Consider the following 24,062-nt stretch of genomic DNA (forward strand, 5'->3'; position numbering starts at 1 on the left):
GTCTCATAAGCTCACAACCTTCGGAGCCATGACGATGAAAGACATCCTCGATCTCAACCGCTATCCGCTCGACCGCGAAGGCAGCGCCGAATGGCAGCGCCTTGTCGAACAATCCGTCGCCGCGCTCGAAGCCGACGGCATGTTCAATCTGGAAGGGTTTTTGCGCCCCGGCGTGGCGGAACAAGCCGTGCGCGAAATCCAGCCGGTGATGGCCGCGCGCTCGCATGCGCACAAGCGCATGCACAACATCTACTTCAAGCCTGACATTCCCGAGCTTGCACCCGACCATCCGGCGCTGCGCAAGGTGGAGACCATCAGTCACACCGTCTGTGCCGACCAGATTCCTGGCAGTGTCGTGCTCGCCATCTACGAATACGAACCGCTACTGCGCTTCCTGGCAGCGACGATGGGCAAGCCCAGATTGCATGTCATGCAGGATCCCCTGGCCCGTACCAACGTCATGGCCTATCGCGCCGGCGAGGCTTTGAACTGGCATTTCGATCGTTCCGAATTCACGACGACGCTGTTGTTGCAGGCAGCGGAGCGTGGCGGCGACCTCGAATACCGCACCGATCTGAGGTCGGACGACAATCCCAACTATGACGGCGTCGCAAGGCTGCTGGAAGGGCGCGACCCCGATTCCAAGATCCTGTGCTTGAAACCGGGCACACTCAATGTCTTCCGCGGCAAGAACACCGCGCATCGCGTCACCACCGTCGAAGGCGAGCGAGAGCGCATGATCGCGGTGTTTTCCTACTATGAGAAGCCCGGCGTGATGTTTAGCGCCGAGGAGCGCGTCGGCTTCTACGGCCGCGCCGCCTGAGACCGAAGAGGCAATATGCCAGCGGCCCCAAGAATCCGAAGATGACCTCTTGTTAGATTGTCGACAATCTGCTTGTCTTGCTTTCGATTTCCCTGGGAGCGGCCGAATGGCGAAAGCGGATTTCAGTCCGATTGCGGACACGACGCGACGCGCCGAGATCGTCGCGCTGTTGCGGCGCGCGATCCTGACCGGGCAGCTCGCACCCGGCCAGAAGCTCAACGAGCTGCGGATTTCCGAACAGATGCGGGTCAGCCGCGCGCCGTTGCGCGAGGCAATGCGCGAGCTGGTGCAGGAAGGCATCCTGACCAGCATCCCCTATGCCGGCACGTTCGTCATCGAGGTCACGGCCAAGGACATCGATGATGCCTATTCGTTCAACAAAGTGATGGACGAGCTGGCCATCGAGCGGGCGTGGCCGCTGCGCGACCAGCGCTTCTTCGATGAGCTCGACCGGCGCCACGAAGCCGTGAAGCAGGCGACCCGTGCGTTGGACACGACACGCCAAATCGAAACCGCGCTGCAACTGCATGGCCTGATCTACGAATGGGCCGACAATTCGGTGCTGCTGGAAACCTGGCAGCGGCTGACCAGCCGGTTGCAGATGTATTTTGCGCTCCACCAGCATGCCCGCAATGAGCCGGTGCCGGCCGAAGACGTTCACGAAACCTATGTGCGGTTGCTGAAGGGCAAGGACATGCGTGCAGCCCAGCGCCATGCCAGGGAGCACATCGATCTCGATTTCGAGGAGTTGCTTGCCTACGCGCGCGGCCTCGAACAACGCCCGTCGAGGGGCGCCTGACCCGTTCCCAACTCACAGACAGCGGACAAGACACGTGCAGATCGAAACCATCAAGGCCTACCACGTCGTGCAGCCCTTCGTGGACGGGCCATACCGCATGTCGAAGGGGCGCGAAGCCGACGCATTCGACGCGGTGATCGTGTCGATCACCTCAGACAGCGGCCTCACCGGCTGGGGCGAGATGGCGCCGCTCGGCAATTTCTATTCGGCAGCCTTCCCGGCCGGCACCCGCGCCGGCGTGCCCGAAATCGCGCCGCACCTTATCGGCCACGATCCGCGCGGGCTGGCAAGCATCGGGCGGCTGATGGATACGGTGTTCAAGGGCCATCCCTACATCAAGTCAGCGCTCGACATGGCCTGCTGGGATCTGGCGGCACGAGCCGCCGACGTGCCGCTGGTAACGCTGCTGGGCGGCAAGGAGAGCGAGACGGCCGAACTCTACAAGGTCGTCACCCATGGCAGCGTCGACGCCATGGCCGCGCTGGCCAAGCGGATCGTCAAAGACGGCTTCCACCGGCTGCAGGTCAAGGTCGGCGGCAATGTGCATGACGACATCGAGCGTGTCACCGCGGTCGCCGCCTCGGTGCCGAAAGGCACGGTCATCTTCTGCGACGCCAATGCCGGCTGGACGCCCTATCAGGCGCGCCAGTTCGCCGACGCCACGCGCGCCATCGACTACACGTTCGAGCAGCCCTGCACGACGATCGACGAGAACATGTCGGTTCGCCGCATGCTCGACAAACCGATGGTGCTCGACGAATCCGTCACCTCGCTCGAGGCGATGCTGGAAATCCACCGCCAGGGCGCGGCCGACGGGCTAACGCTGAAGATCTCGCGGCTGGGCGGCGTGACCAAGACCCGTCAGATCCGCGATGTTGCCGTCGATTTGGGTTTCATGATCACGGTCGAGGACACTGGTGGCGCCGAGATCGACACCGCTGCGATGGCACACCTGTCGCTGTCGACGCCCGAGGAGCGCCGGCTGCACGCCATCGCCTTCCATGAATGGGTGACGGTGCGCACGGCGTCGAACATGCCGCCGGTCACCGGTAGCCGCATGGGCATTCCGGACGGACCGGGCCTCGGTATCGACGTCGTTCCCGATCTGCTGGGCAAGCCTTTCTTCGAAGTCGGCCGCTGAGATGAAAATCCGCAGCATCAAAGCCACGCCGATCAATTTGCGCCTCGAGGCGCCCTATGCCTGGGTGTTCGGCGAACTCGACGGATTTTCGCCGACCATCGTCGAAGTCGAGACGGAGGATGGCTTGATTGGCCTCGGCGAAGCGCCGACGCCGGCGGCGGCCGCGATCATCAACGATGTCCTGGCGCCATGGCTGGTCGGGCGCGATGCCTTCGACATCGCCGGCGCCGAGCATGTCTGCCTGCCCTTCTGGACCGGCGTGCAGTCGATCAACGACCGCACCCGCATCATGGCTTTCGGCGCCATCGAGATGGCTTTGTGGGACCTGCGCGGGAAGGCGTGGAACCAGCCGCTCTACCAGTTGCTCGGCGGCGCCGTGCGCAAGGACATCCCGTTCACCGACTATTTTTCGCTGCGCGGTGACGGGCCAAAGGTGAAGGGCGAGACGACGCCGGAGGAAGTCGCCGACTATTGCGTCGAATTGCACGAGACGCATGGAACGACCTTCTTCGAAGGCAAGTTCTCGACCGAAGATCCGAAAATCTCGCTCAGGATGGTCGAGCTGATCCGCAAGAAACTCGGCGACGATGCGATGATCCGCATCGATTCCAACCAGGCCTATTCGCTCAGCACCGCGCGTCGCCTAGCGCGGTCGCTGGAAGACCTCGGCGTGCGCAACTGGGAGGATCCGGTGGCGACGATCGAGGAGATGCGCGAATTGCGGCGCCATTGCTCGATCCCGTTTTCGACCCACAACATCGACATTGCGCGCGCCATGGAAACCAAGGTGCCGGACGCCTTCGTCGGCAACCCGACGACGCATGGCGGCATAGGCCGGCTGTTGCGCTTCGTCGGCGCCTGCGAGCATGCCGGCATCGATTTCTGGTGCTACAGCGGTGACAGCGGCATCGGCAGTGCCGCCTATCTGCACCTGTGCGCGGCACTAGGCTGGATCAGGGAGCCTAACCAGTCGCTGTTTCGCATGCTGCCGATGGATGTCACCGAGGAAGGGCCGTTTTCGCCGAGAAACAATTTCGTGCGCGTTCCGGAAGGTCCCGGTCTCGGCGTCACCTTATCGCGCGAAAACCTCGCTGCCTGTCACAGAGACTTTACCGAGAAAGGACCGTGCAACAAGTATCATGACCCGGCAAAGCCCGGAACCTATCGCCGTTTGCCGCTGAACTAGATGACGGCAAGACCGACGGCCAGGCACGAGAAGCCAACCACCGCGACTTCGGCCGGGAAGGTTGGACAAAGACGATGGAAGCAGTGCAGCCAGCAATCCGGCGCGTCCGTGCCACGACTAGATACCGGGCAAAACCGCATGCTAAGATTCCGATCGACAGGCCTCTCTGGCGATCCGAAATGGAGCAATCCACGAAATTTCGTCAACCATAAGAAATAGGGGAAAGGGTAAAAACCCATGAGCAAGAACTACACCATTCTCGACCTGATCCGGCGCAATCGCACGCCGCTTGAAAATCACCTGATCGACGGCCTTGTCGACGGTCGTGTCAGCCGCCGCGACTTCGTCCGTCACGGCAGCCTGCTCGGCCTGTCGCTGCCGCTGCTGGGCCGTATCGGCATGGCAGCCGGCCTCAGCGGCATGCCGTCGCTGGCGCGCGCCCAAGGCGCGCCCGGCGCCACCATCCGCGTCGCCAGCAGCGTGCCGGCAGCGACAATCGACCCGGTCACCATCGCTGACGCAGGCGGCCTGCTGGTCATGCAGCAGGTTGCCGAATTCCTTTGCGTCGACGGCCCTGACCTCGTTCTTCAGCCGGCCTTGGCCGAAAGCTGGAAGCCGAACGACAATGGCACCGTTTGGACCTTCAAGCTGCGCAAAGGCGTAAAATTCCACAGCGGCGGCGAGATGAAAGCCGACGATGTCGTGGCCAGCATCGACCGCCTTGCCGATCCGGCCAATTCGTCCAATGCGCTGTCGGTGTTCACCGGCATCCTGCAGAAGGGCGCCTCGAAGAAGGTCGACGACTACACGGTGGAATTCCACCTCGATGCGCCGAACGGCAACTTCCCCTACATGCTGTCGTCCGACAACTATAACGCCGTCATCATCCCGGCGAGCTACAAGGGCGACTATGAAAAGAGCTTCGACGGCACCGGGCCGTTCAGAATAGAGAAATACACGGCAAAGGTCGGTGCGTCCTTCGTCCGCAACGAGGACTATTGGGGGCCGAAGGCGCTGCCGGAACGCACCGAGTTCACCTTCTTCACCGACATGCAGCCGCAGATCCTGGCGCTGCAGGGCGGCCAGGTCGACATCATCAACCAGATGCCGGTGCTGGCCGGCGTCGCTCTGCTCAACGATCCGAACGTCGACATCATCAGCTTGAAGTCGTCAGCCCATCAGCAACTGCACATGCGCTGCGACGAGGGCCCGTTGAAGGATGCGCGCGTGCGCCGTGCCATTGCGCTCTGCCTCGATCGCGACAAGCTGGCCGCCGGCCTCATGAAGGGACGCTCCGCTCTGGGCAATGACAGCCCATTCGCCGCCGTCTATCCTTCGACCGATACGAGCGTGCCGCAACGCAAGCAGGATATCGCCCAGGCCAAGCAGCTCATGGAAGCAGCCGGCTTTGGCCAGGGCTTCAAGATAACCCTGACCACCGAACGCTACCTAGAAATCCCTGAATACGCCCAGCTCATCCAGAACTGGGTCAAGGAGATCGGTGTTCAACTCGACCTCAATATCCTCGACCAGAGCGGCTATTACGGAGACGCGGTGTTCGGCAAGTCGAACTGGCTGGATTCGGTGATGGGCATCACCGACTATGGTCACCGCGGCGTGCCGAATGTCTATCTCGCGGCACCGCTGAAGAGTGAAGGCACCTGGAACGCGGCACACTTCAAGAACAAGGACTATGATGCGCTGGCGACCAGCTACATCGCGGCCCTTGACCTCGAGGCGCAGAAGGCCGACGCCGGCAAGATCCAGAAGCTGCTGCTCGAGGAAACGCCTGTCATCTTCGGCTATTTCTACGACTATCTGACGGCGACGGCGAAGGGCGTGGCCGGCGTACAGCCGACCGCCATGTCGCAGCTGTTCCTCGATAAGGCATCGAAGGCCTGAGCGGAAAGGAAAAGCCAATCCTCTAACAGCCAGCTCCCGCATGGGGGCTGGCTCCACAAGGAGTCCTAGCCATTCTCTCCTTCCTTGTCCGGCGTGTCTCGCTGTCGCTCGTCACGCTGTTCCTGCTCAGCATCATGGTGTTCCTGGGCGGCCAGGTGCTGCCCGGCAATGTCGGGCGCGCAATATTGGGTCCGTTCGCAGACCAGCGCGCGGTCGACACGCTCAATCACACGCTCGGTGTCGATCGTCCGCTGCTGGCGCAGTATTGGAGCTGGATCTCCAATTTCGTCCAGGGCGACATGGGCACGTCCTACATCTTCCGCTCGCCGGTCGCGCCTTTCGTCATCGATGCGCTCGGCAATTCGATGAAGCTGGCGGCGGTCGCCTTCGTTCTGGTGGTGCCGATCGGCATTCTCGGCGGCGTCATTGCAGCGCTCAACCTCAACCGGCCGCTCGATCGCATCATCAGCCTTGGCGGCCTGTCGGTGACGGTGCTGCCGGAATTCGTCACCGGCATCATCCTGATCCTGATCTTCGGCGTGTGGCTGCGCTGGCTGCCGATCTCGGCCGCATGGCCGCGCGATACCGGCTTCTTCACGCAGCTCTATTACCTGATCCTGCCCTCGCTGCCGCTGTTCCTGGTGCTGTTCGGCTACATCGCCCGCATGGCACGCTCCGGCATGATCGAGGCGCTCGATTCCGACTACACGCGAACGGCCGTGCTGAAGGGCCTGCCCTGGCGCACGGTGATCTGGCGGCATGTGCTGCGCAACGCGCTGCTGCCGACCATCACTGTCATCGCGACGCAGACCGGCTACCTCATCGGCGGCCTTGTCGTCATCGAAACGCTGTTTCGCTATCAGGGAATCGGGTCGCTGATCTTCACCGCCGCGCGCGGCAAGGATTTCCCGATGCTGGAGTCGGGCATCCTCACCATCGGCATTGTCTATGCCGTGGCCACCCTTGTCGCCGACTTCCTCTATTCCGTGCTCAATCCGCGTATCCGTCTGGGGTCAGATCAATGAGCGCCGTCCAAACCAGCTCTCCGACACCAGACGACACGCGCCGGCGCGGCCCGCTGGCGGAGGTCTTTTTCTCGCTGTTGCGCTCCCGAACATTCCTTGTTGGTTTCGCCATCGTGCTGTTCTGGGTTGCCTGTGCGCTGTTCGGCGAGCATTTCGCACCTTATGATCCACTTGCGGACGACATCATCAACGCGCTGGCGCCGCCCTCTTCCGAACACTGGTTCGGCACCGACCAGATCGGCCGCGACGTCTTCTCGCGCGTCATCGTCGGTTCGCGCGACATCCTGACCGTCGCACCGCTGGCAACCTTGCTGGCGACAGTGGCCGGCACGGCGCTCGGCCTCCTTACCGGCTATTTTCGCGGTCTCGTCGACGATGTCGTCAGCCGCATCCTGGAAGCCTTCATGGCGATCCCGGTGGTCATCGTCGCGCTGCTGGCCATCGTTGCGCTCGGCACCTCGAAGACGACCGTCATCGTCGTCATCGGCCTGAGCTTCGCGCCGATCATCGCGCGCACCGTGCGCTCGGCGGTGCTGGCCGAGCGCGAACTCGACTATGTCGCCGCCGCACAGCTTCGGCATGAAAGTGCGCTGCATACGATGTTCGTCGAGATCCTGCCCAACGTCATCCCGCCGATCCTGGTCGAAACCACCGTGCGGCTCGGCTATGCCATTTTCGCCGTCGCCACGCTCTCCTTCATGGGCTTTGGCATCCAGCCGCCCTCGCCCGACTGGGGGCTGTCGATCTCCAACAATTACGGCATGATCGGCGGCGGCTTCTGGTGGACGGTGCTGTTCGATGCGCTCGCCATCGCTTCGCTGGTGATCGGCGTCAATCTGGCGGCCGACGGCGTTCACGGAGCGCTCAATGACTAACTCCGCCAAGGCCGGAAACGCACTCGAACTCACCGATCTTTCGGTTGCCTACCGCGTCGCCGGCCGCAATCGCGCCGTTCTGCGCAACCTCAGCCTCACCATCGGCCAGGGCGAAGCCTATGGGTTGGTCGGCGAATCCGGTTGCGGCAAGTCGACAGTGGCGCTCACTGTCGTGCGTTATCTTCCTAGAAACGGTTCCATCACCGGCGGCGCCATCTCCCTCGATGGCCAGAATGTGATGAAGCTGGACGCCGAGGCGCTCAGGCGGGCGCGCGCGGAAAGCGTCTCCATGGTCTATCAGGACCCGGGCAAGGCGCTGAATCCGTCGATCCGCGTCGGCCGTCAGCTGACCGAGATTTTTGAACTCGGCGGCATTTCGGGACAAGCGGCCACCGACCGGGCGATTGCGATGCTGAACCGCGTGCGCATCTCCGACCCCGTCAGCGTCATGCAGCGCTACCCGCACCAGCTTTCCGGCGGCATGCAGCAACGCGTGGCGATTGCCATGGCGCTGGCCAACGATCCGTCGATGCTGATCCTCGACGAGCCGACCACCGGCCTCGATGCGACGGTGGAGGCCGAAGTGCTCGACCTGATCGCACAGCTCAGGCAGGAACTGTCGGCCTCTATCCTGTTCATCAGCCACAACCTCGCGGTCGTTTCCAACATGTGCGACCGGGTTGGCGTGCTCTATGCCGGCATGCTGGTCGAGGAAGGGCCGACGGAGGTCGTGTTCAACGATCCGCGCCATCCCTACACGGTGGCGCTGCTGCGCTGCCTGCCGCGCGGTGGCCAGCGCAAGGATCAGGGCCGCCTCGACACCATTCCGGGGTTTCTGCCCGGCATCGGGGCCGACATCAAGGGCTGCGCCTTCGCCGACCGCTGCGCGCTCGCCGACGACCGTTGCCGCACCGAATTGCCGCCGCTCTATGATCTGAGTGACGAACGCGGGAGGCGCTTGTCACGCTGCCACTATCACGACAAGGCGCAAGCGTTGCCGCGTGCGACACCGAGCGATGTGGCGCCGGCGCCAAAGGTGGCAGCAGCACCGGTGCTGCGCGTCGCCGGGCTGAACAAGACCTATGCCAGCCACGGCCATGCACTGCGCGCCGTCAAGGACGTCTCGCTTGATCTCAGACCCGGCGAGACGCTCGGGCTGGTCGGCGAGTCCGGCAGCGGCAAGACGACCTTTGCCAGGCTGCTGCTCGGCCTGGTGCCGCCAGACGCAGGCGGCACCATCGAGCTTGAGGGCAAGGCCCTGGCGCCCAGGCTGGAGAACCGCAGCGACGACCAGATCAAGGCGATGCAGATCGTCTTCCAGAATCCGGATTCGGCGCTCAATCGTTCGCATTCGATCCGCCACCTGATCGGCCGCGCGCTGAAGCGGCTGGCGGGTTTGAGCGGCAAGGCACTAGAGGTCCGCCTCAACGACCTCGTCCGCTCGGTGCGGCTCACCGACCGGCATCTTGCCGTCAAGCCGCGCCAGCTCTCCGGCGGCCTGAAGCAGCGCGTCGCCATCGCGCGCGCCTTCGCCGGCGATCCGCGCATCGTCGTCTGCGACGAGCCGACCTCGGCGCTCGACGTGTCGGTGCAGGCGGCCATCCTCAATCTGCTCGCCGACCTGCAGTCGAAGGAAGACGTCAGCTACATCTTCATCTCGCACGACCTTGCCGTGGTTCGTTACCTCTCCGACAAGATCGCCGTGCTCTATCTCGGCCGCATCATGGAACTCGGACCGTCGGAAGACGTCTTTTCCGGGCCGCATCACCCCTATACCGAAGCGCTGCTGTCGGCCGTGCCCAAACTCGACCAGACCGAGACGGCACGCATTCGTCTCGACGGCGAAATCCCCAGCGCCACCAACCCGCCCTCGGGCTGCGTGTTCCACACGCGCTGCCCGCGAAAGATCGGCCCGATCTGCGAACAGCAGGAGCCGCCGCTCAGCGAGGCCCAGCCTGGACATTCGATCCGCTGCCACATCCCCTACGCCGAACTGGCCAGGTTGCAGCGGGCGGTCGCAACCGAGCCGGCATAGCGCTGCGCTTCCGTGGCTTGGCAGTCAGATCTGGCCTGCCATGCTCAGGGAACGATCCCCTTCTGAAAAGCCCTGCCCTTCGGCCCAGTCTCTGGCCAGCGTGCGAAGCCCAGTCAAAGCGACATCCAGGACATCCGAAGACACGGGATTCGAGGGATAGGCGAGGTAGATCGGCCGCTGGAATACCGGTGTGTTGTCGATGCGCCGCATCTCACCGCGCTCGATATGGCCGCTGACGGCGCTGAGCGGCAGATAGGCGGCGGCTTGCTGCGACAGGACATGCTGGAGGCCGATGAAGACCAGCCCGGCCGATATGGCCGGCTTGACCATGCTGGCAAAGGCGCGGTCGTGCTCGATGCGGAATTCCAGTCCCCAGTCCATCAGAATGTAGTTTTCGGTCCACGGCTTGGTCTGCGCAGCATGCTGGACAAGCACGACCTGATCGACGGCCAGCGTCTCGTAGACGATGCCGGGATGCGGTCGCGGAAGATAGAGGATGCAGATGTCGAGCAGGCCTTCCGCCAGCTGGTCGATCGCCGAGTCCGGAAAGCTGCCCTCCAGCCGCAGCGCCACGTTCGGCCGCCTAGTGCGCATCCACTCGACCCATGGCGAGGTGATGCGGTCCCACAGATAGGCCGGCGCGGTCAGCCGCAGCAAGGTCTCGTAGCCATGGGGAACGGCAATGTCCTGCCGCGATTGCTCCCAGGTGCGGGTGATCGACGAGGCATGCGGCAGGAACTGCCGGCCGGCCGGCGTCAGCGTGACACCATCGCGATCGCGCACGAACAGCCGGCGCCCCAACTGTTCCTCCAGCCCTCTGATCCGTGCGCTGACGGTGGACTGGGCGAGATTGAGCCGGCTGGCCGCGACGGTGAAGCTGCCATGGGTGGCAACTTCGAGAAAGCTGCGCAGATTTTCAGTGTCCATGCCTCGCCCCTTGCATCGAAAATTTCGATGACCCCTATCAAAAAATATCGCTTTCCGGCCGCGGTCAACAATGAACTAGATGGCTTGGCCCCACGACTAGCGAGGAATGCAGCCATGCCAAGGCATTTCAGGATAATCGATGCCGCTCGCAGGAATCTGACCGCAATCGAAAATTCCGCTATCGACGAATTGCTGGCCGGCAGGATGGGCCGGCGCGACTTCCTGCGCCATGGCAGCGTGCTCGGCCTCTCGCTGCCGTTCCTGGGCAGCCTCGTCGCTGCTGTCGGCCTTGGCACGCAGCAGGCACGCGCCGAGGGCAAGCCCGGCGGCACCGTGCGCGCCGGCGTGGCGACGCCGGGCGGCGCCATCGATCCCGTCACCTACTATGACAGCGGCAGCTACCAGCTGGTTTTCCAGACCGCCGAATTTCTCTGCATCACGCAGCCAGATCTCACCTTGAAGCCGGTGCTGGCGGAGAGCTGGTCGCCGAACGAGGACGGCAGCGTGTGGACCTTCAAGCTGCGCAAGGGCGTGAAATTCCACAATGGCGAGGACTTCAAGGCCGACGATGTCGTCGCAACCTTCGACCGGCTGGCCGATCCCAACGGCGCTTCCAATGCGCTATCGGTGTTCAAAGGCCTGCTGTCGAAGGGTGGCACCCAGAAGGTCGACGATCACACCGTCGCCTTCCATCTCGATGCGCCGAATGGCAGCTTTCCCTATTCGGTGTCGATCGATAATTACAACGCCGTCATCCTGCCGGCGAGCTACAAGGGCGACTACGAAAAGACCTTCGAGGGCACCGGGCCGTTCCGGCTGGAAACCTACACGCCCAAGGTCGGCGCGACCTTCATCCGCAACCCAGACTATTGGGGTGAGAAAGCGCTGCCCGACCGGCTCGAGTTCAAGTTCTACGGTGACGTGCAACCGCGCATCCTGGCGCTGCAGGCGGGCGAGGTCGACATTCTCGATGCCGTTCCGCTCGATGTCAGCCAGGTCGTGCTGAACAGTCCTGATATCACCGTGTTGCGTGTCGCTTCGACCGCGCACCGCCAGCTTCACATGCGCTGCGACACCGGCCCGTTCACCGACAAGCGCGTGCGCCAGGCGCTGGCGCTGTGCATCGACCGCTCCAAGCTGGTCGACGGCTTGTGCCGCGGCATGGCGGCGACCGGGAATGACAGCCCGTTCGCGCCGGCCTTCCCTGCGACCGACAAGTCGGTGCCGCAACGCGTCCAGGAGATCGCCAAGGCCAAGCAGTTGCTCGAGGCGGCGGGTCTCGCCGAAGGCTTCGACATCACGCTGACCACGCTGCGCTATTCCGACATTCCGGGCTATGCGCAATTGTTCCAGAATTTCGCCAAGGAAATCGGTGCCCGCATCTCGCTCAACATCGAGGACCAGGACAAATATTACGGCAAGGCGGTGTTCGGCCAGTCGGACTGGCTGGACAGCCCGCTCGGCATTACCGACTACGCGCATCGCAGCGTGCCGAACGTGTTTCTCAAGAGCCCGCTGGTCAGCGACGGCCCGTGGAACGCGGCGCATTTCAAGAGCCCGGCCTATGACGGCATGGTCACCAGCTATCTGAAGGCGCTCGACGTCGGCGCGCAGCGCGCTGCCGCCTCCGACATCCAGAAACTGCTGCTCGACGAGACGCCTGTCATCTTCAGCTATTTTCCCGATCTGCTGGTGCCGGTGCGCAAGAATGTCAGCGGACTGCCGCCAATCGCCGCCGGGCTGCTGCTCGATCGCGTGTCATTGAGCTGATCGTGCCCCAACGCCCGATGACAAAAGAAAAGAAACGGGAGACTACCATTCGCAAGCCCCATCTGCGCGGCCGCGGGCCGCATTTTCCGCCACTCGACTCGATCACCCAATATGATTTCGAGCCGGGCTATGTCGCCTTCACCATGCCGACGCAGAAGCGGTTGCGCGTGCAGGTCGGATCGATGATCGTCGCCGACACGGTCAACGCGCTGGTGCTCTACGAGTCCGACCATCTGCCGGTCTACTATTTCCCGATGAGCGACGTGCGCGAGGAGTTCCTGCTGCCGAGCAAGACGACGACGGAGGACCCATTCAAAGGCATAGCCAGCCACTATTCGCTCAACACCGGCATCACGCTGGTCGAGGACGCGGCCTGGCGCTATCTCGATCCGGTCAAGGGCTGTCCGCCAATATCGGACTATATGTCGTTCACCTGGAGCAAGATGGGACACTGGTTCGAGGAGGACGAGGAAATCTTCGTCCACGCTCGCGATCCGTTCCGCCGGGTCGACTGCCTGCCGTCGTCGCGGCGCGTCCAGGTCATTCTCGACGGCGAACAGGTCGCCGATTCACGCCGCGGCGTGTTCCTGTTCGAGACCGGCCATCCGGTGCGCCACTATCTGCCGATCGCCGACACGCGGCTCGATATGTTCGCGCCCAGCCGCTACATCTCGCGTTGCCCCTACAAGGGCATCTCCAACTACTACCACGTGACGACGAAGGCCAAGCGTCACGAGAACCTGGTCTGGTATTATCCCGAGCCGGTGCACGAGGCGGAGCGCATCAAGGGGCTGGTCTGTTTCCACCACGAACTGGTCGACAAGATCCTGGTCGATGGCGTCGAAATCCCGAAGGAAGCCACGGCCGCTTCGAGCGGTTATTTCTGAGCATCGACGCCGCTTGACCCGTTTGCGCGAGGGCGCTTGATCGGAGCATGGTGCAGCGCATACCCTCCCCGAGACAGGGAGGGCACTCGATGGATCTTTTCAAGCTGGACGGCAATGTCGCGCTGGTCACCGGCGCCGGCAGCGGCATCGGCCAGGCAATCGCGATCGGACTGGCCGAGGCAGGCGCCGACGTCGCCTGTTTCGGCCACGCGTCGAAGGGTGGGCTGGACGAAACCGCTCACCGGATCACGCAACTCGGCCGCAAGGCGCTGGTGCTGACAGGCACGGTGACATCTGAGCGCGATCTCGCGGCGGCGATCGATCGCGTCGAGGCGGAACTCGGTGCGCTGACCGTCGCGGTCAACAATGCCGGCATTGCCGGCTCTGAACCGGCCGAGACGATGCCGCTCGAGACATGGCAGAGGGTGCACGAGGTCAATGTCGCCGGCGTCTTCCTGTCCTGCCAGGCTGAGGCGCGCAAGATGCTGGCGCGACGCAAGGGTTCGATCATCAACATCGCCTCGATGTCGGGCACCATCGTCAACCGGGGCCTGACGCAGGCGCACTACAATTCCTCGAAGGCCGCCGTCATCCACATGTCGAAGAGCCTCGCCATGGAATGGGCCGACCGCGGCCTGCGCGTCAATGTCGTCAGTCCGGGCTACACGCTGACGCCGATGAACAAGCGGCCGGAGGTGGCGGAAGAAGTGAAGATCTTCAAGCGCGACACGCCGATGGGGCGCATGGCGGCGCCGGAGGAATGGTCGGGCCGACGGTGTTCCTCGCCAGCCGCGCAGCGAGCTTCGTCACCGGCCTCGACCTGATTGTCGATGGCGGCTACGTCTGCTGGTAAGAGCTCAGCTTCGCCTGCAGTCTGAATTTGTACGTCTCGCGAAGCGTTAGTCGTTGCGCGACATGAACCTTGGTATATATAATTTCATCCTATGAAACGGCCTTGGCGAGATGGGGCTTACCAGGCGGGTAGCCGAGATCATAGGACCTTGATGGCTCGCACCTTGCAGGGGCGCCGCAGGACTGGCAATCGATCCGCAGATGACCGCTCCCGCAGCGATCCGTCGGCAGCCATGACGCCGACACTCCAATCCTGTCCCATCATCACCAGAATTGAGCACCATCTTGCCTGCGCTGGCCAAAGCCGGGGCAACAATTTGGCGCCGACGGCCTTGCGCAAAGACCAGCCTTTCCAACACAATCAAGAAAAGCCGCAAGAAGGGAACGAACGATAATTTTCACAGCTTGAAGGAGAACAAGCATGTCACTTCGCAGTGTGATTTCGAACTTAACAATGGGAGCCTTCGCGCTTGCCGCCGCAAGTGCGCTTACATCACCGGCTTACGCAGCCGCGCCGGAATCGAACGACCCGATCAAGATCGCGCTGTTCGACTGGACCAGCGTCAACCTGAACGCCAAGATCCTCGGCGGCATCCTGGAAAAGCTCGGCTACACCGTCGAGTATCCGACCGCCGACTACCTCTCCAGCCTGACCACAGGCCTCACCAATGGCGATCTCGATGTCGGCATGGAATTCTGGGACACGACCGCCGGCGAGGCCATGAAGGCCTCCGATGCGACAGGCCAGACCGAACGGCTGGGCAAGCTCGGCCCGAAGGCCAAGGAAGAATGGTGGTTTCCCGAATACATGAAGGAGAAGTGCCCCGGCCTACCCAATTGGGAAGCGCTGAAGGACCCGAAATGCGCCGAAGCCTTCTCGACGGCCGAGACCGCACCGAAGGGGCGCTATCTCGGCGGCCCGGTGACCTGGGAAGGCTTTGACGACGAGCGCGTCGAGGCACTGAAGCTGCCCTTTACCGTCATCCATGCCGGCACCGACGCGGCGATGTTCGCCGAACTCGATTCCGCCTATCAGCGCAAGGCGCCGATCATGCTGTGGATCTATTCGCCGCACTGGGCGCCGGCCAAGTACAAGGGCGAGTGGGTGGAATTCCCCGAATACACGCCCGAGTGCTACAACGACCCGAAATGGGGCACCAATCCCGACGCCAAATATGATTGCGGCAAGCCGCATGGCGAGATCTGGAAGTACTCCTGGTCCGGCATGAAGGACAAATGGCCGGTCGCCTACAAGGTGGCCAAGGCCTACACGGTCGACACCGACGAACTCAACAAGATGAGCGGCGAGATCGATCTCGGCGGCAAGACGCCGGAAGATGTCGCCGCAGCCTGGATCGCCGCCCACGAGGCCGACTGGAAAGCCTGGGCGCAGTGATCGTTCCGACTGGAAGATGAGACCCGGCTGCTGATCAGCCGGGCCTGGGTTCTTGGTGTTCCAGAAGGACGTTTGAATGACGGACAAGACTGAACAGGGCGCCAAGGAGGCGGGCACGCCAAAAGATGCCCGCCCGATAAAGCTTGCCTGCCGCAACGTCTGGAAGCTGTTCGGATCGAATGCGGCCAGTTTCATCCGCGAACGCAACGGCAAGGCCAGCATGGCTGATGTCACCGCCGCCGGGCTGGTCGGCGCGGTGCGCGCCGTCGACCTCGAAATCCGCCAGGGCGAGATTTTCATCATCATGGGCCTGTCGGGCTCCGGCAAGTCGACGCTGGTCCGCTGCATGTCGCGGCTGGTCGAGCCGACCCATGGCAAGGTCGAATTCGAAGGCAATGACCTCCTGAAAATCTCCGATGCAGCACTCATCGAATTGCGGCGGCACCGCATGGGCATGGTGTTCCAGAACTTTGCCCTGCTGCCGCATCTCAACGTGCTGGAGAACATCGCCTTCCCGCTCGGCATCCAGGGTCAGGACCGGGCGACACGCGAAGCGCGGGCGCGCGAGGTCATCGAACTTGTCGGCCTGCGTGGCCGCGAGCATTTCTATCCGCGCGAGCTGTCCGGCGGCCAGCAGCAGCGTGTCGGCATCGCCCGGAGCCTTGCGACAAAACCGGAAATCTGGTTCCTCGACGAGCCGTTCTCGGCGCTCGATCCGCTGATCCGCCGCGAAATGCAGGACGAGCTGATGCGGCTGCAGACCATGCTGCACAAGACCATCGTCTTCATCACCCATGATTTCGACGAGGCCATCCGGCTGGCCGACCGCATCGCCATCATGAAGGATGGCGAGGTCATCCAGATCGGCACGCCGGAGGAGCTGGTGGTCAATCCGGCGACCGACTATGTCGCCGAGTTCACCCGGGACGTCGACCGCGCCAAGGTTATTTCAGCACGCAGCCTGATGCGCGCCTGCGACGGGTCGGAACATGGCGGCACCGTTGCCCCGGATGCCAAGATCGCCAGCTTCTCGGCCGGCATCGTTGCCGCCAACAAGCCGTTCGCGGTGGTCAACGGCACCGGCAAGCCGATCGGCGAGGTGACGCCGCAAGCGGTGATCGATCTGCTGGCCGGCATCGATCGCTCAAGGGTCGGCGCATGACGGTGACAGCAAGCGCCAGCGAGGCAAGGCCACGGCCGATTCAGGTATGGCTGCTGATCTGGGCGGCAGCGCTTACCGTTGTGCTTGTCGTGCTCCTGCTGCAGGATCGCCTGCCCTGGGCCGTCAATTATCCGGCCAGCGCCGTCGTGCCGGTCGCCGATTGGGTCAGCGCGCTGATGCGCTGGATCAAGTCGAACCTGTCCTGGTTGACCCGCTCGATCACCGCTGTGCTCGGCGTTCCCCTCGATTTCGCGCTCAATCTGTTGGCCAAGAATTTCAAGATCGGCCACGGCGCTGACGCCTATATCCTGCCGCGCCTGTCCTGGGTCGGCGTCTGCGCCGCCGCCTTCCTCGCCGGTCATGCCGTTGGCGGCAGAAAACTCAGTCTGCTGGTCGGTGGCTGTTTCCTCTACATCGCCCTGTTCGGCCAATGGACCAGCGCCATGCTGACGCTGGCGCTGATCTCCATCGCGGTTCCGTTCTGCATCGTCACCGGCCTGTTCGCCGGCATCTGGGCGTGGCGCAAGCCATGGGCCGAAAGGCTCATCGTCTCTCCTGCCCTTGACCTGATGCAGACGATCCCGACTTTCGCCTATCTCATCCCGATGCTGCTGCTGTTCGGCAACAGCCCGGTGTCGGCGATGATCGCGACCGCCATCTTCGCCACGCCGCCGATGGTGCGGGCAACGATGCTCGGCCTGTCGCGGGTGCCGTCGGAGATCGACGATTTCAGCGAGATGGCAGGCTGCACGGCGCGGCAGAAACTGTGGCGAGTGCTGCTGCCCTCGGCACGGCCGACACTGATGGTCGGCGTCAACCAGGTGATCATGCTGGCGCTGAACATGGTGATCATCGCCTCGATGATCGGCGCCGGTGGACTCGGTTATGACGTGCTTCTGGCACTGCGCGCCCTTAAGGTCGGCGAGGCGATGGAAGCCGGCCTTGCCATCGTCGCGCTGGCCATCGCGCTCGACCGGCTGAGCCAGGCCATCGCGCACAAGCAGGCAAAGGGCCATGTCCATCAGGAGGTAAGGCTGAGCCTCTGGCGGCGTTACCCCAATCTGACGCTGGCCATCGCCATCCTTGTGGTGACGACACTTCTCGGCCTGTTCGTGCCGGCCTTCGCGGCGGTGCCGAAGGCGATCACCTTCACCACCGCGCCCCTGTGGAAAGCGGCCGTAAACTGGGTGACGATCAATTTCTTCGACATGATCGAGGCGTTTCGCGTGACGCTCATCCTCAATCTGCTGAACCCGCTGCGCGCCTTTTGCGAGGGCTTTCCCTGGCTGGGCGCCGTCTTCCTGCTCGGCCTCGCAGGCTATCAGCTCTCCGGCCTGCGGCTGGCCGTGCTGGTGGCAGCGCTGACCGCTTTCTGCGCCATCACCGGCCTGTGGGAAAAGACCATGGCGACCGTCTATCTCTGCGGCATCTCTGCCTTCATTGCCTGCCTGATCGGCATCCCCATCGGGCTGATGGCTTCACGCAGCAACCGTTTCGAGAAGATCGTCACACCGGTCATCGATACGCTGCAGGTGCTGCCGTCCTTCTGCTTCATCATCCCGGTGGTGATGCTGTTCAGGGTCGGCGACGTCACCGCGATGATCGCAACGATAGCCTTCGCCGTGGTACCGGCGATCCGCTACACCAATCACGGCATCAGGCAGGTGCCGCCGGCGCTGATCGAGGCAGCCAAGGTTTCCGGGTGCACGCCACGCCAGACCTTCTTTCGCGTGCAACTGCCGCTGGCGCTGCCGGAGATCATGCTTGGCGTCAACCAGACGATCCTGATGGCGCTGGCGATGATCATCATTTGCGCCATGGTCGGCACGCGCGATCTCGGCCAGGAAGTGTTCATCGCGCTGTCCAAGGCCGATTCCGGTCGTGGTATCGTTGCGGGCTTGGCCATCGCCTTCATCGGCATCGTCGCCGACCGGCTGTTCGGCGCCTGGACGGCGAAGGCCAGGGCGAGGCTGGGATAGCAGGCGCCGCCCTACTCCGCCGCGACGCCCTTCATCTCGAGATAGCTCTCCATCGAATCGTCCAGCGCCTGCAGCCACGGCGTATGATGCAGCGGCGCCATGGTCCCGGTCATCAGCGAGCGGTAGGCGTGGTCGCGGAAGCCCATGATGTTCTCCGCCTTGTGATGTTCCCATTCCATGAAGGTCTGGTTGACCGCCTCGACGTCGAAGCCCGGATAGTCGGTCTGGTCCATCAATTCCTTGGTGTAGTCGCCCTGGAACCAGATCATCTGCTCGGCGTCTTCGAGCGTTTCCTCACGCGTCCTCCATTTCGCGCCGTGCTCGGCCATTGCCTTGGCCGACGGCAGCTTGATGCGGCCCATGATGACGTCGCGGGCGAACCAGGCCTGCGCGTCGAACATGTTGAAGGTGTAGAACTGGTCCTGCATGCCGATGAAGGACAATTTCGGGTTCTTCTCCCAGACGACGCCCTCATAGAGCCCGTCCGGCCACATGCGGTTGGCGGTCTTCAGCTTCAGGTCCTCGGTGAGGAACGGGAAAGAGTGCAGGTAGCCGGTGCACAGGATGATGGCATCGACATCCCTAGTGGTGCCATCCTTGAAATGCGCGGTCTTGCCGACGACCTTCTGCAGCAGCGGCACCTCTTTCCAATTGTCGGGCCATTTGAAGCCCATCGGCTTCGAGCGGTAGCTGGAGGTGATCGATTTGGCGCCGTATTTGTAGCATTGCGAGCCGATGTCCTCGGCCGAATAGGAGCGGCCGATGATCAATATATCCTTGCCCTTGAACTCCATCGCGTCGCGGAAATCGTGGCTATGCAGGATGCGGCCGTTGAAGGTCGAAAAGCCCTCGAAATAGGGCACGTTGGGCACCGAGAAATGCCCGGAAGCGACGACGACATTGTCGAACTCTTCCGAATAGGTGACGTCGTTGGTGCGGTCATGCGCGGTGACGGTGAATTTCTTCGTCTCGTCGGAAAACGTCACCATGCGCACCGGGCTGTTGAAGCGCACCCATTTGCGAAGGCCTGATTTCTCGACGCGTCCCTTGATGTAGTCCCACAGCACGGCGCGCGGCGGATAGGAGCCAATCGGCCGGCCGAAATGCTCCTCGAAGGTGTAGTCGGCGAATTCCAGGCATTCCTTCGGTCCGTTCGACCAGAGGTAGCGGTACATCGAGCCGTGCACCGGATCGCCATGCTCGTCGAGGCCGGTGCGCCAAGTGTAGTTCCACAGGCCGCCCCAATCCGACTGCTTTTCGAAGCAGACGATCTCGGGAATGTCGGCGCCCTTGTCGGCCGCCGACTTGAAGGCCCTGAGCTGTGCCAGGCCGGACGGGCCGGCTCCGATGACGGCAACGCGACTTTTCATGGCAGGCCTCCCGATCTGAATTGCTCTTACGAAACAAATTTCACTCACAGGACAGTAATTGGCCCTTTCGTGCTGTCAACAGCCCGATGCTGAAACAAGGTTCCGCCGATGTGGATTTCCCGCGAAAAACCGGACGCTGCCAAACATCATTATCGTGCGCATGCGCGTTCACGCGACTTGCCGTCGCAGTTGCGCTCCTGTATCGGCACCTGACATGTTCACCTAGAGTGAAATAAATCCCAGGAGTGCCGGGGGCGACATGGCGAAGAAGGTTTCCGATCCCAAGGCTGGTCTCGCCGGTGCGACGGCCAAGCCGCTGCCAAAGGTTTCGGCCGACGGCAAGACCATCCGCGCGCCGCTGACGCAGAACCCGCATGCCATTCGCGACACGCGCGAAAAAGTGCTGGAGGTGGCGATCGGCCGCGAGGTGCGGGCGTTCCGCAAGAAACTCGGTATCACCGTCGCTGATCTCGCGGTCGCCACCGACATTTCGCTGGGCATGCTGTCGAAGATCGAGAATGGTATCACCTCGCCGTCGCTGACCACCTTGCAGGCGCTGTCGCGGGCGCTCGGCGTTCCTGTCACCGCCTTTTTCCGCCGCTTCGAGGAAGAGCGCAGCGCCGTCTTCGTCAAGGCCGGCCAAGGCCTCGATGTCGAGCGCCGCGGCACCCGTGCCGGTCATCAGTACAATCTGCTCGGCCATATCGGCTCCAACACCAGCGGCGTCGTCGTCGAGCCCTATCTGATCACGCTGACCGAGGATTCCGATGTGTTCCCGACCTTCCAGCATGAGGGCATGGAGTTCCTCTACATGCTCGAAGGCGAGGTCGTTTACCGCCACGGCAGCAACCTCTACCCGATGAAGCCCGGCGACAGCCTGTTCTTCGATGCCGACGCACCGCACGGGCCGGAGCAACTGACGAAACTGCCGATGCGGTATCTCTCAATCATCTGCTATCCGCAGAGCGCGGGGTGAGGTTAGCTGTCCCGCAAAACTCTCTTCCTCTCCCTCCGGAGGGGGGAGAGGTGGCGCTGCGAAGCAGCGACGGAGTGGGGGAAGGCGGTCCTCAAACGCGAAGCCGCCGACAAGTGGCACGACCGAGCGGGCCTGAAATCTCGGCAGGCAGCTGAACAATCGCAAGCATCGCCTGGGCGCGAACTCACAACCGCCTAATCAGGTCGACCCCAACTCGGGCGAGCTTCGCTCGACACCTCTCCCCCGATCGACGGGGTAGAGGAAGGGAGCGAAACCGTCCCGCCGGGCTCCTTTCTTTCTCTCCCAGCAGGCTCTAATCCGGCCCAAAGCCCGAACTTGTCGCACTCCCATCATCCAGCTTCGACAGCCACTCGACCAACGCCGGACGATAGCGCGTCAGGCCCTTGTAGTTGGCGAGTTCGTCGGGCAGGTCGCGGATGACGCGGTGCAGGCGCCGTGCCCATTTCGGCTGCATCACCAGTTCATCCATCTTGATCAGGTAGCAGCGGATCGGGAAGACGATGCCGTTGGAGCGCGGCAGGCGCCAGAAACTCTGCAGCTCGACACGCAGATGTACCTTGTCGCCGACATTGTCCGGCGTCACCGTCGCCCGGTCCGGACCCCATTTGTGGTAGTTCTCGGGGCTGGTGTCGAGGCGCGGATTGATGGTCATCGTCCAATTCAGGCGCCGCGCCGGCTTGCCCTGCTGGATGTTGGTGAGGAATTTCAGCGCCCTGACGAAAATCCCCTTCTCATGCGCCAGCGGCACCGGCGCATGCCATTCGAAGAAGTTCATGCCGATGTCGAAATCGAGCGACCAGTCGGCCTGGGTGGTGACCATGCCGGCATCCATCCACAGATTGCCGTCGCGCTGGTCGAGGATGCAGAAATCGCCCTGGCTTTGCCGGGTGATGTATTCCATCGGGCCGTAAGGCAGCGTCGAGGTGTCGCCGAAAGTGAAGGTGTCGTCGATACCGAGCGGCCGGTTGATCCAGCGCCAGCGATCGCCGTCGCGGGTCAGCGTGAAATGCTCGGGATAGCCCAGCGCCTGCTGCTCCATCAAAAGCTCGAGCAGGTCCCAGCCGGCCAGCGTCATGTGCGGCAGCGACTGGCAGCGCAGCGGATCCTCGGCCAGGACCAGTGCGCGGTCCTGCATCTCGGCGACATAGTGCTCGTCGACGTCGATCAGGTTTTCCAGCACGCTGCCCCTGGGCCCGACGACATGCGGCTCGATGTTGACCGCATACATGTAGGCGTCTTCGTGGAACGGGAACGGGAAGCGCCTGATGTGCTCAGGGCTGTTCTTGAAGGTGAAGTCGTCGCGGAACGTTTCCTTGCGAAAGGTAATGCCCATGATCTTCTCCTACCGTTCCAGGACCAGCGACCGGCCTTCGAAGCGCGACACGCACGGCATGATCTTCTTGCCCGAACGGTGCTCTTCCTCGCTCAGCCAGTGGTCGTTGTGGATGAACCTGCCGTCGCAAGAGATGACGTTGGTCTCGCACTGGCCGCAGACGCCGCCGCGGCAGAGATAGGGCGGATCGACGCCGGCCGCCTCGATCGCCTCGAGCAGGCTCTGCTGTTCGTCGACGCGGATCGCCTTGCCGCTGACGGCAAGCGTCACGTCGAACGCCAGTCCGGGTTGAGGTGCCGCGAAATGCTCGAAATGCACAGTTTCCGCCGGCCAGCCAAGGCTTGCCGCGCGATCGCGCACCCAGTTGATCATCCCGGCCGGGCCGCAGACATAGAGATGCGTGCCGAGCGGCTGCGTCGACAGCAACCGGTCGAGTTCGATGCGCTCCTCGAGGTCGTCGTGATAGAGCCTGACCCGGCGGTCGTAGCGCTCGCGCAGCACATCGGCATAGGTGCCGAGCGATGCGGTGCGGCAGGTGTAGTGCAGTTCGAAATTGCCGCCTTCCGCCGCAAGCTGAGCGGTCTGCGCCATGAACGGCGTGATGCCGATGCCGCCGGCCAGCATCAGATGCTTTTTGGCGCGCAGGTCGAGCGAGAACAGGTTGACGGGATAGCTGACCACCATCTCCAGGCCGGGCCTGACGCTCCGGTGCATGAACAGCGAGCCGCCACGGCCGACATCGTCGCGGCGCACCGAGATCGTGTATTCGCGCGTGTCGAGCGGCGAGCCCATGAGCGAATAGGGATTGAGCCTGGTGCGTTCGCCGTCGCGCATCTCGACCACGACATGGGCGCCGCCGGAAAAGGTCGGCAGAAGCTCGCCGTCGCGCCGGCGAAAATGGAAGCGGGTGACGAGGTCGTTGACCGGGACGACGTCGCTGACAACGACATCGAGTTTTGTTGTTCCGGTGCTCATCGAAAAATCTCCTCCATCGGAGGAATCTCCGAGCGATCTTCCGCATTGATGCAGACGCCCTGGAAGGCTGCGATGCGCCTGGAATAATGGTCGCGCACCAGAAGCAGCAGGCCGCAATGCGCGCAGGTCGCCGGCTGCGTCGTGACATTCTCGGTGATGCCTTTGCAATGGACACATTGCATGCGCCGCGCCAGGGAACCGCGATGCTCGGTCTGGATCGAGGTGTGGTCGATGCCGGCTTCAAGCGCCAACTGCATCGCCTGGCCGATCAGGCCCTCCGTGCCAGCGAGATAGAGGCGCAAGCCCATATGCGCGTTGGCCAGTGTCTGCCTGAGCCGTGGCAGCAGGCTGGCGAAGGACGGCGCCTGATGAAATTGTGCCGGTTTCAGCGCTTCGAGGGCGGCGGTGTGTTTGCCGTCCGGCCCTGGAATGAAGACGATTTCGGCGTCGTCGAAAAACCCGGGCGGCGCCCTCCCGGCCATCTCCGCTATCGCCAGCGCCCCTTCCGCGTCCGCGATGAAAAGATGATGCTTGCCGGGTTGCGGAGACAAGGTTCCGTAAACGGGCCGGCTGATGATACTTTTGGCTGCCATTTATGTCTTCGTGCCTCGAACCCCTCGGTGTTGAC

The 24,062-nt window shown here is 63.0% G+C and carries 19 protein-coding genes and 1 pseudogene; 15 read left to right on the plus strand and 5 right to left on the minus strand.

What is annotated here, in order from left to right:
- The first annotated feature begins 34 nt into the window (after nt 1-34).
- From NKJ11_RS02900 to NKJ11_RS02935, 8 genes are all read left to right on the plus strand, one after another.
- A complete protein-coding gene (locus NKJ11_RS02900; RefSeq protein WP_352628587.1) occupies nt 35-823 on the plus strand; it encodes a HalD/BesD family halogenase in 789 nt (262 codons plus the stop codon).
- A gap of 106 nt (nt 824-929) precedes the next feature.
- Nucleotides 930-1,622 (plus strand): GntR family transcriptional regulator, encoded by a 693-nt coding sequence (locus NKJ11_RS02905; protein WP_023808713.1) that lies wholly within the window; start codon nt 930-932, stop codon nt 1,620-1,622.
- 34 nt (nt 1,623-1,656) lie between these two features.
- Nucleotides 1,657-2,763 (plus strand): mandelate racemase/muconate lactonizing enzyme family protein, encoded by a 1,107-nt coding sequence (locus tag NKJ11_RS02910; RefSeq protein ID WP_352628585.1) that lies wholly within the window; start codon nt 1,657-1,659, stop codon nt 2,761-2,763.
- A gap of 1 nt (nt 2,764) precedes the next feature.
- The gene (locus NKJ11_RS02915) at nt 2,765-3,949 is read left to right on the plus strand and encodes a mandelate racemase/muconate lactonizing enzyme family protein (RefSeq protein ID WP_352440021.1); all 1,185 of its coding nucleotides are present in this window, start codon (nt 2,765-2,767) and stop codon (nt 3,947-3,949) included.
- A gap of 237 nt (nt 3,950-4,186) precedes the next feature.
- Nucleotides 4,187-5,851, plus strand: coding sequence for an ABC transporter substrate-binding protein (locus NKJ11_RS02920; RefSeq protein WP_352440022.1), 1,665 nt, complete (start codon nt 4,187-4,189; stop codon nt 5,849-5,851).
- Nucleotides 5,852-5,922: 71 nt separating this feature from the next.
- Complete coding sequence (locus NKJ11_RS02925) at nt 5,923-6,876, plus strand: ABC transporter permease (RefSeq protein ID WP_352792731.1); 954 nt, start codon at nt 5,923-5,925, stop codon at nt 6,874-6,876.
- On the plus strand, nt 6,873-7,751 hold the full coding sequence (locus tag NKJ11_RS02930; RefSeq protein ID WP_352440023.1) for an ABC transporter permease: 879 nt from the start codon (nt 6,873-6,875) through the stop codon (nt 7,749-7,751). Before NKJ11_RS02925 ends, NKJ11_RS02930 begins: the two co-directional genes overlap by 4 nt.
- Nucleotides 7,744-9,786 (plus strand): dipeptide ABC transporter ATP-binding protein, encoded by a 2,043-nt coding sequence (locus NKJ11_RS02935; protein WP_352609385.1) that lies wholly within the window; start codon nt 7,744-7,746, stop codon nt 9,784-9,786. Before NKJ11_RS02930 ends, NKJ11_RS02935 begins: the two co-directional genes overlap by 8 nt.
- 24 nt (nt 9,787-9,810) lie before the next feature.
- Here NKJ11_RS02935 and NKJ11_RS02940 read toward each other — a convergent pair whose 3' ends face one another.
- Complete coding sequence (locus NKJ11_RS02940) at nt 9,811-10,713, minus strand: LysR family transcriptional regulator (RefSeq protein WP_352628583.1); 903 nt, start codon at nt 10,711-10,713, stop codon at nt 9,811-9,813.
- 114 nt (nt 10,714-10,827) lie between these two features.
- Between NKJ11_RS02940 and NKJ11_RS02945 the strand changes: the two genes are divergently transcribed.
- The 6 genes and pseudogenes from NKJ11_RS02945 to NKJ11_RS02970 all read left to right on the plus strand — a co-directional run bounded on the left by NKJ11_RS02945 (nt 10,828) and on the right by NKJ11_RS02970 (nt 18,759).
- The gene (locus NKJ11_RS02945; RefSeq protein ID WP_352628581.1) at nt 10,828-12,483 is read left to right on the plus strand and encodes an ABC transporter substrate-binding protein; all 1,656 of its coding nucleotides are present in this window, start codon (nt 10,828-10,830) and stop codon (nt 12,481-12,483) included.
- A gap of 17 nt (nt 12,484-12,500) precedes the next feature.
- Nucleotides 12,501-13,370 carry a DUF427 domain-containing protein gene (locus NKJ11_RS02950; protein ID WP_502895876.1) on the plus strand — a complete coding sequence of 290 codons (870 nt, stop codon included), beginning with the start codon at nt 12,501-12,503 and terminating at the stop codon, nt 13,368-13,370.
- A gap of 89 nt (nt 13,371-13,459) precedes the next feature.
- A pseudogene (locus NKJ11_RS02955) lies at nt 13,460-14,223 on the plus strand (SDR family oxidoreductase).
- A gap of 420 nt (nt 14,224-14,643) precedes the next feature.
- The gene (locus tag NKJ11_RS02960; RefSeq protein WP_127291030.1) at nt 14,644-15,618 is read left to right on the plus strand and encodes an ABC transporter substrate-binding protein; all 975 of its coding nucleotides are present in this window, start codon (nt 14,644-14,646) and stop codon (nt 15,616-15,618) included.
- Between the two features lie 76 nt (nt 15,619-15,694).
- Complete coding sequence (locus NKJ11_RS02965) at nt 15,695-16,780, plus strand: quaternary amine ABC transporter ATP-binding protein (protein ID WP_352792669.1); 1,086 nt, start codon at nt 15,695-15,697, stop codon at nt 16,778-16,780.
- Nucleotides 16,777-18,759, plus strand: coding sequence for an ABC transporter permease (locus tag NKJ11_RS02970; protein ID WP_352792670.1), 1,983 nt, complete (start codon nt 16,777-16,779; stop codon nt 18,757-18,759). The genes NKJ11_RS02965 and NKJ11_RS02970 overlap by 4 nt, the downstream gene beginning before the upstream one ends.
- 11 nt (nt 18,760-18,770) lie before the next feature.
- Here the strand turns inward: NKJ11_RS02970 and NKJ11_RS02975 are convergent, their stop codons facing one another.
- The gene (locus tag NKJ11_RS02975) at nt 18,771-20,129 is read right to left on the minus strand and encodes a trimethylamine monooxygenase (RefSeq protein WP_128302438.1); all 1,359 of its coding nucleotides are present in this window, start codon (nt 20,127-20,129) and stop codon (nt 18,771-18,773) included.
- Between the two features lie 259 nt (nt 20,130-20,388).
- Between NKJ11_RS02975 and NKJ11_RS02980 the strand changes: the two genes are divergently transcribed.
- Nucleotides 20,389-21,105, plus strand: coding sequence for a helix-turn-helix domain-containing protein (locus NKJ11_RS02980; RefSeq protein WP_127270283.1), 717 nt, complete (start codon nt 20,389-20,391; stop codon nt 21,103-21,105).
- A 313-nt stretch (nt 21,106-21,418) separates the two neighbouring features.
- On the opposite strand, the gene NKJ11_RS02985 is transcribed toward NKJ11_RS02980, so the two are convergent.
- From NKJ11_RS02985 to NKJ11_RS02995, 3 genes are read right to left on the minus strand one after another with little or no spacing between them, the layout of a single operon-like run.
- Nucleotides 21,419-22,459, minus strand: a complete 1,041-nt coding sequence (locus NKJ11_RS02985; protein WP_352792671.1) for a heme-dependent oxidative N-demethylase family protein — start codon at nt 22,457-22,459, stop codon at nt 21,419-21,421.
- Nucleotides 22,460-22,468: 9 nt separating this feature from the next.
- Entirely contained in the window at nt 22,469-23,434 is a 966-nt protein-coding gene (locus NKJ11_RS02990; RefSeq protein ID WP_352792672.1) for a PDR/VanB family oxidoreductase, read from the minus strand.
- Nucleotides 23,431-24,027, minus strand: a complete 597-nt coding sequence (locus NKJ11_RS02995) for a dimethylamine monooxygenase subunit DmmA family protein (protein WP_352792673.1) — start codon at nt 24,025-24,027, stop codon at nt 23,431-23,433. The genes NKJ11_RS02990 and NKJ11_RS02995 overlap by 4 nt, the downstream gene beginning before the upstream one ends.
- Nucleotides 24,028-24,062: the final 35 nt, after the last annotated feature.

This window comes from Mesorhizobium sp. M0243 (assembly GCF_040321775.1).
GTDB lineage: Bacteria > Pseudomonadota > Alphaproteobacteria > Rhizobiales > Rhizobiaceae > Mesorhizobium.

Coding starts and splice junctions, on each gene's coding strand:
- NKJ11_RS02900 (WP_352628587.1), top strand. CDS start 35: ATGAAAGACATCCTCGATCTCAACCGCTATCCGCTCGACCGCGAAGGC.
- NKJ11_RS02905 (WP_023808713.1), top strand. CDS start 930: ATGGCGAAAGCGGATTTCAGTCCGATTGCGGACACGACGCGACGCGCC.
- NKJ11_RS02915 (WP_352440021.1), top strand. CDS start 2,765: ATGAAAATCCGCAGCATCAAAGCCACGCCGATCAATTTGCGCCTCGAG.
- NKJ11_RS02920 (WP_352440022.1), top strand. CDS start 4,187: ATGAGCAAGAACTACACCATTCTCGACCTGATCCGGCGCAATCGCACG.
- NKJ11_RS02930 (WP_352440023.1), top strand. CDS start 6,873: ATGAGCGCCGTCCAAACCAGCTCTCCGACACCAGACGACACGCGCCGG.
- NKJ11_RS02935 (WP_352609385.1), top strand. CDS start 7,744: ATGACTAACTCCGCCAAGGCCGGAAACGCACTCGAACTCACCGATCTT.
- NKJ11_RS02940 (WP_352628583.1), bottom strand. CDS start 10,713: ATGGACACTGAAAATCTGCGCAGCTTTCTCGAAGTTGCCACCCATGGC.
- NKJ11_RS02945 (WP_352628581.1), top strand. CDS start 10,828: ATGCCAAGGCATTTCAGGATAATCGATGCCGCTCGCAGGAATCTGACC.
- NKJ11_RS02950 (WP_502895876.1), top strand. CDS start 12,501: ATGACAAAAGAAAAGAAACGGGAGACTACCATTCGCAAGCCCCATCTG.
- NKJ11_RS02960 (WP_127291030.1), top strand. CDS start 14,644: ATGTCACTTCGCAGTGTGATTTCGAACTTAACAATGGGAGCCTTCGCG.
- NKJ11_RS02965 (WP_352792669.1), top strand. CDS start 15,695: ATGACGGACAAGACTGAACAGGGCGCCAAGGAGGCGGGCACGCCAAAA.
- NKJ11_RS02970 (WP_352792670.1), top strand. CDS start 16,777: ATGACGGTGACAGCAAGCGCCAGCGAGGCAAGGCCACGGCCGATTCAG.
- NKJ11_RS02975 (WP_128302438.1), bottom strand. CDS start 20,129: ATGAAAAGTCGCGTTGCCGTCATCGGAGCCGGCCCGTCCGGCCTGGCA.
- NKJ11_RS02980 (WP_127270283.1), top strand. CDS start 20,389: ATGGCGAAGAAGGTTTCCGATCCCAAGGCTGGTCTCGCCGGTGCGACG.
- NKJ11_RS02985 (WP_352792671.1), bottom strand. CDS start 22,459: ATGGGCATTACCTTTCGCAAGGAAACGTTCCGCGACGACTTCACCTTC.
- NKJ11_RS02990 (WP_352792672.1), bottom strand. CDS start 23,434: ATGAGCACCGGAACAACAAAACTCGATGTCGTTGTCAGCGACGTCGTC.
- NKJ11_RS02995 (WP_352792673.1), bottom strand. CDS start 24,027: ATGGCAGCCAAAAGTATCATCAGCCGGCCCGTTTACGGAACCTTGTCT.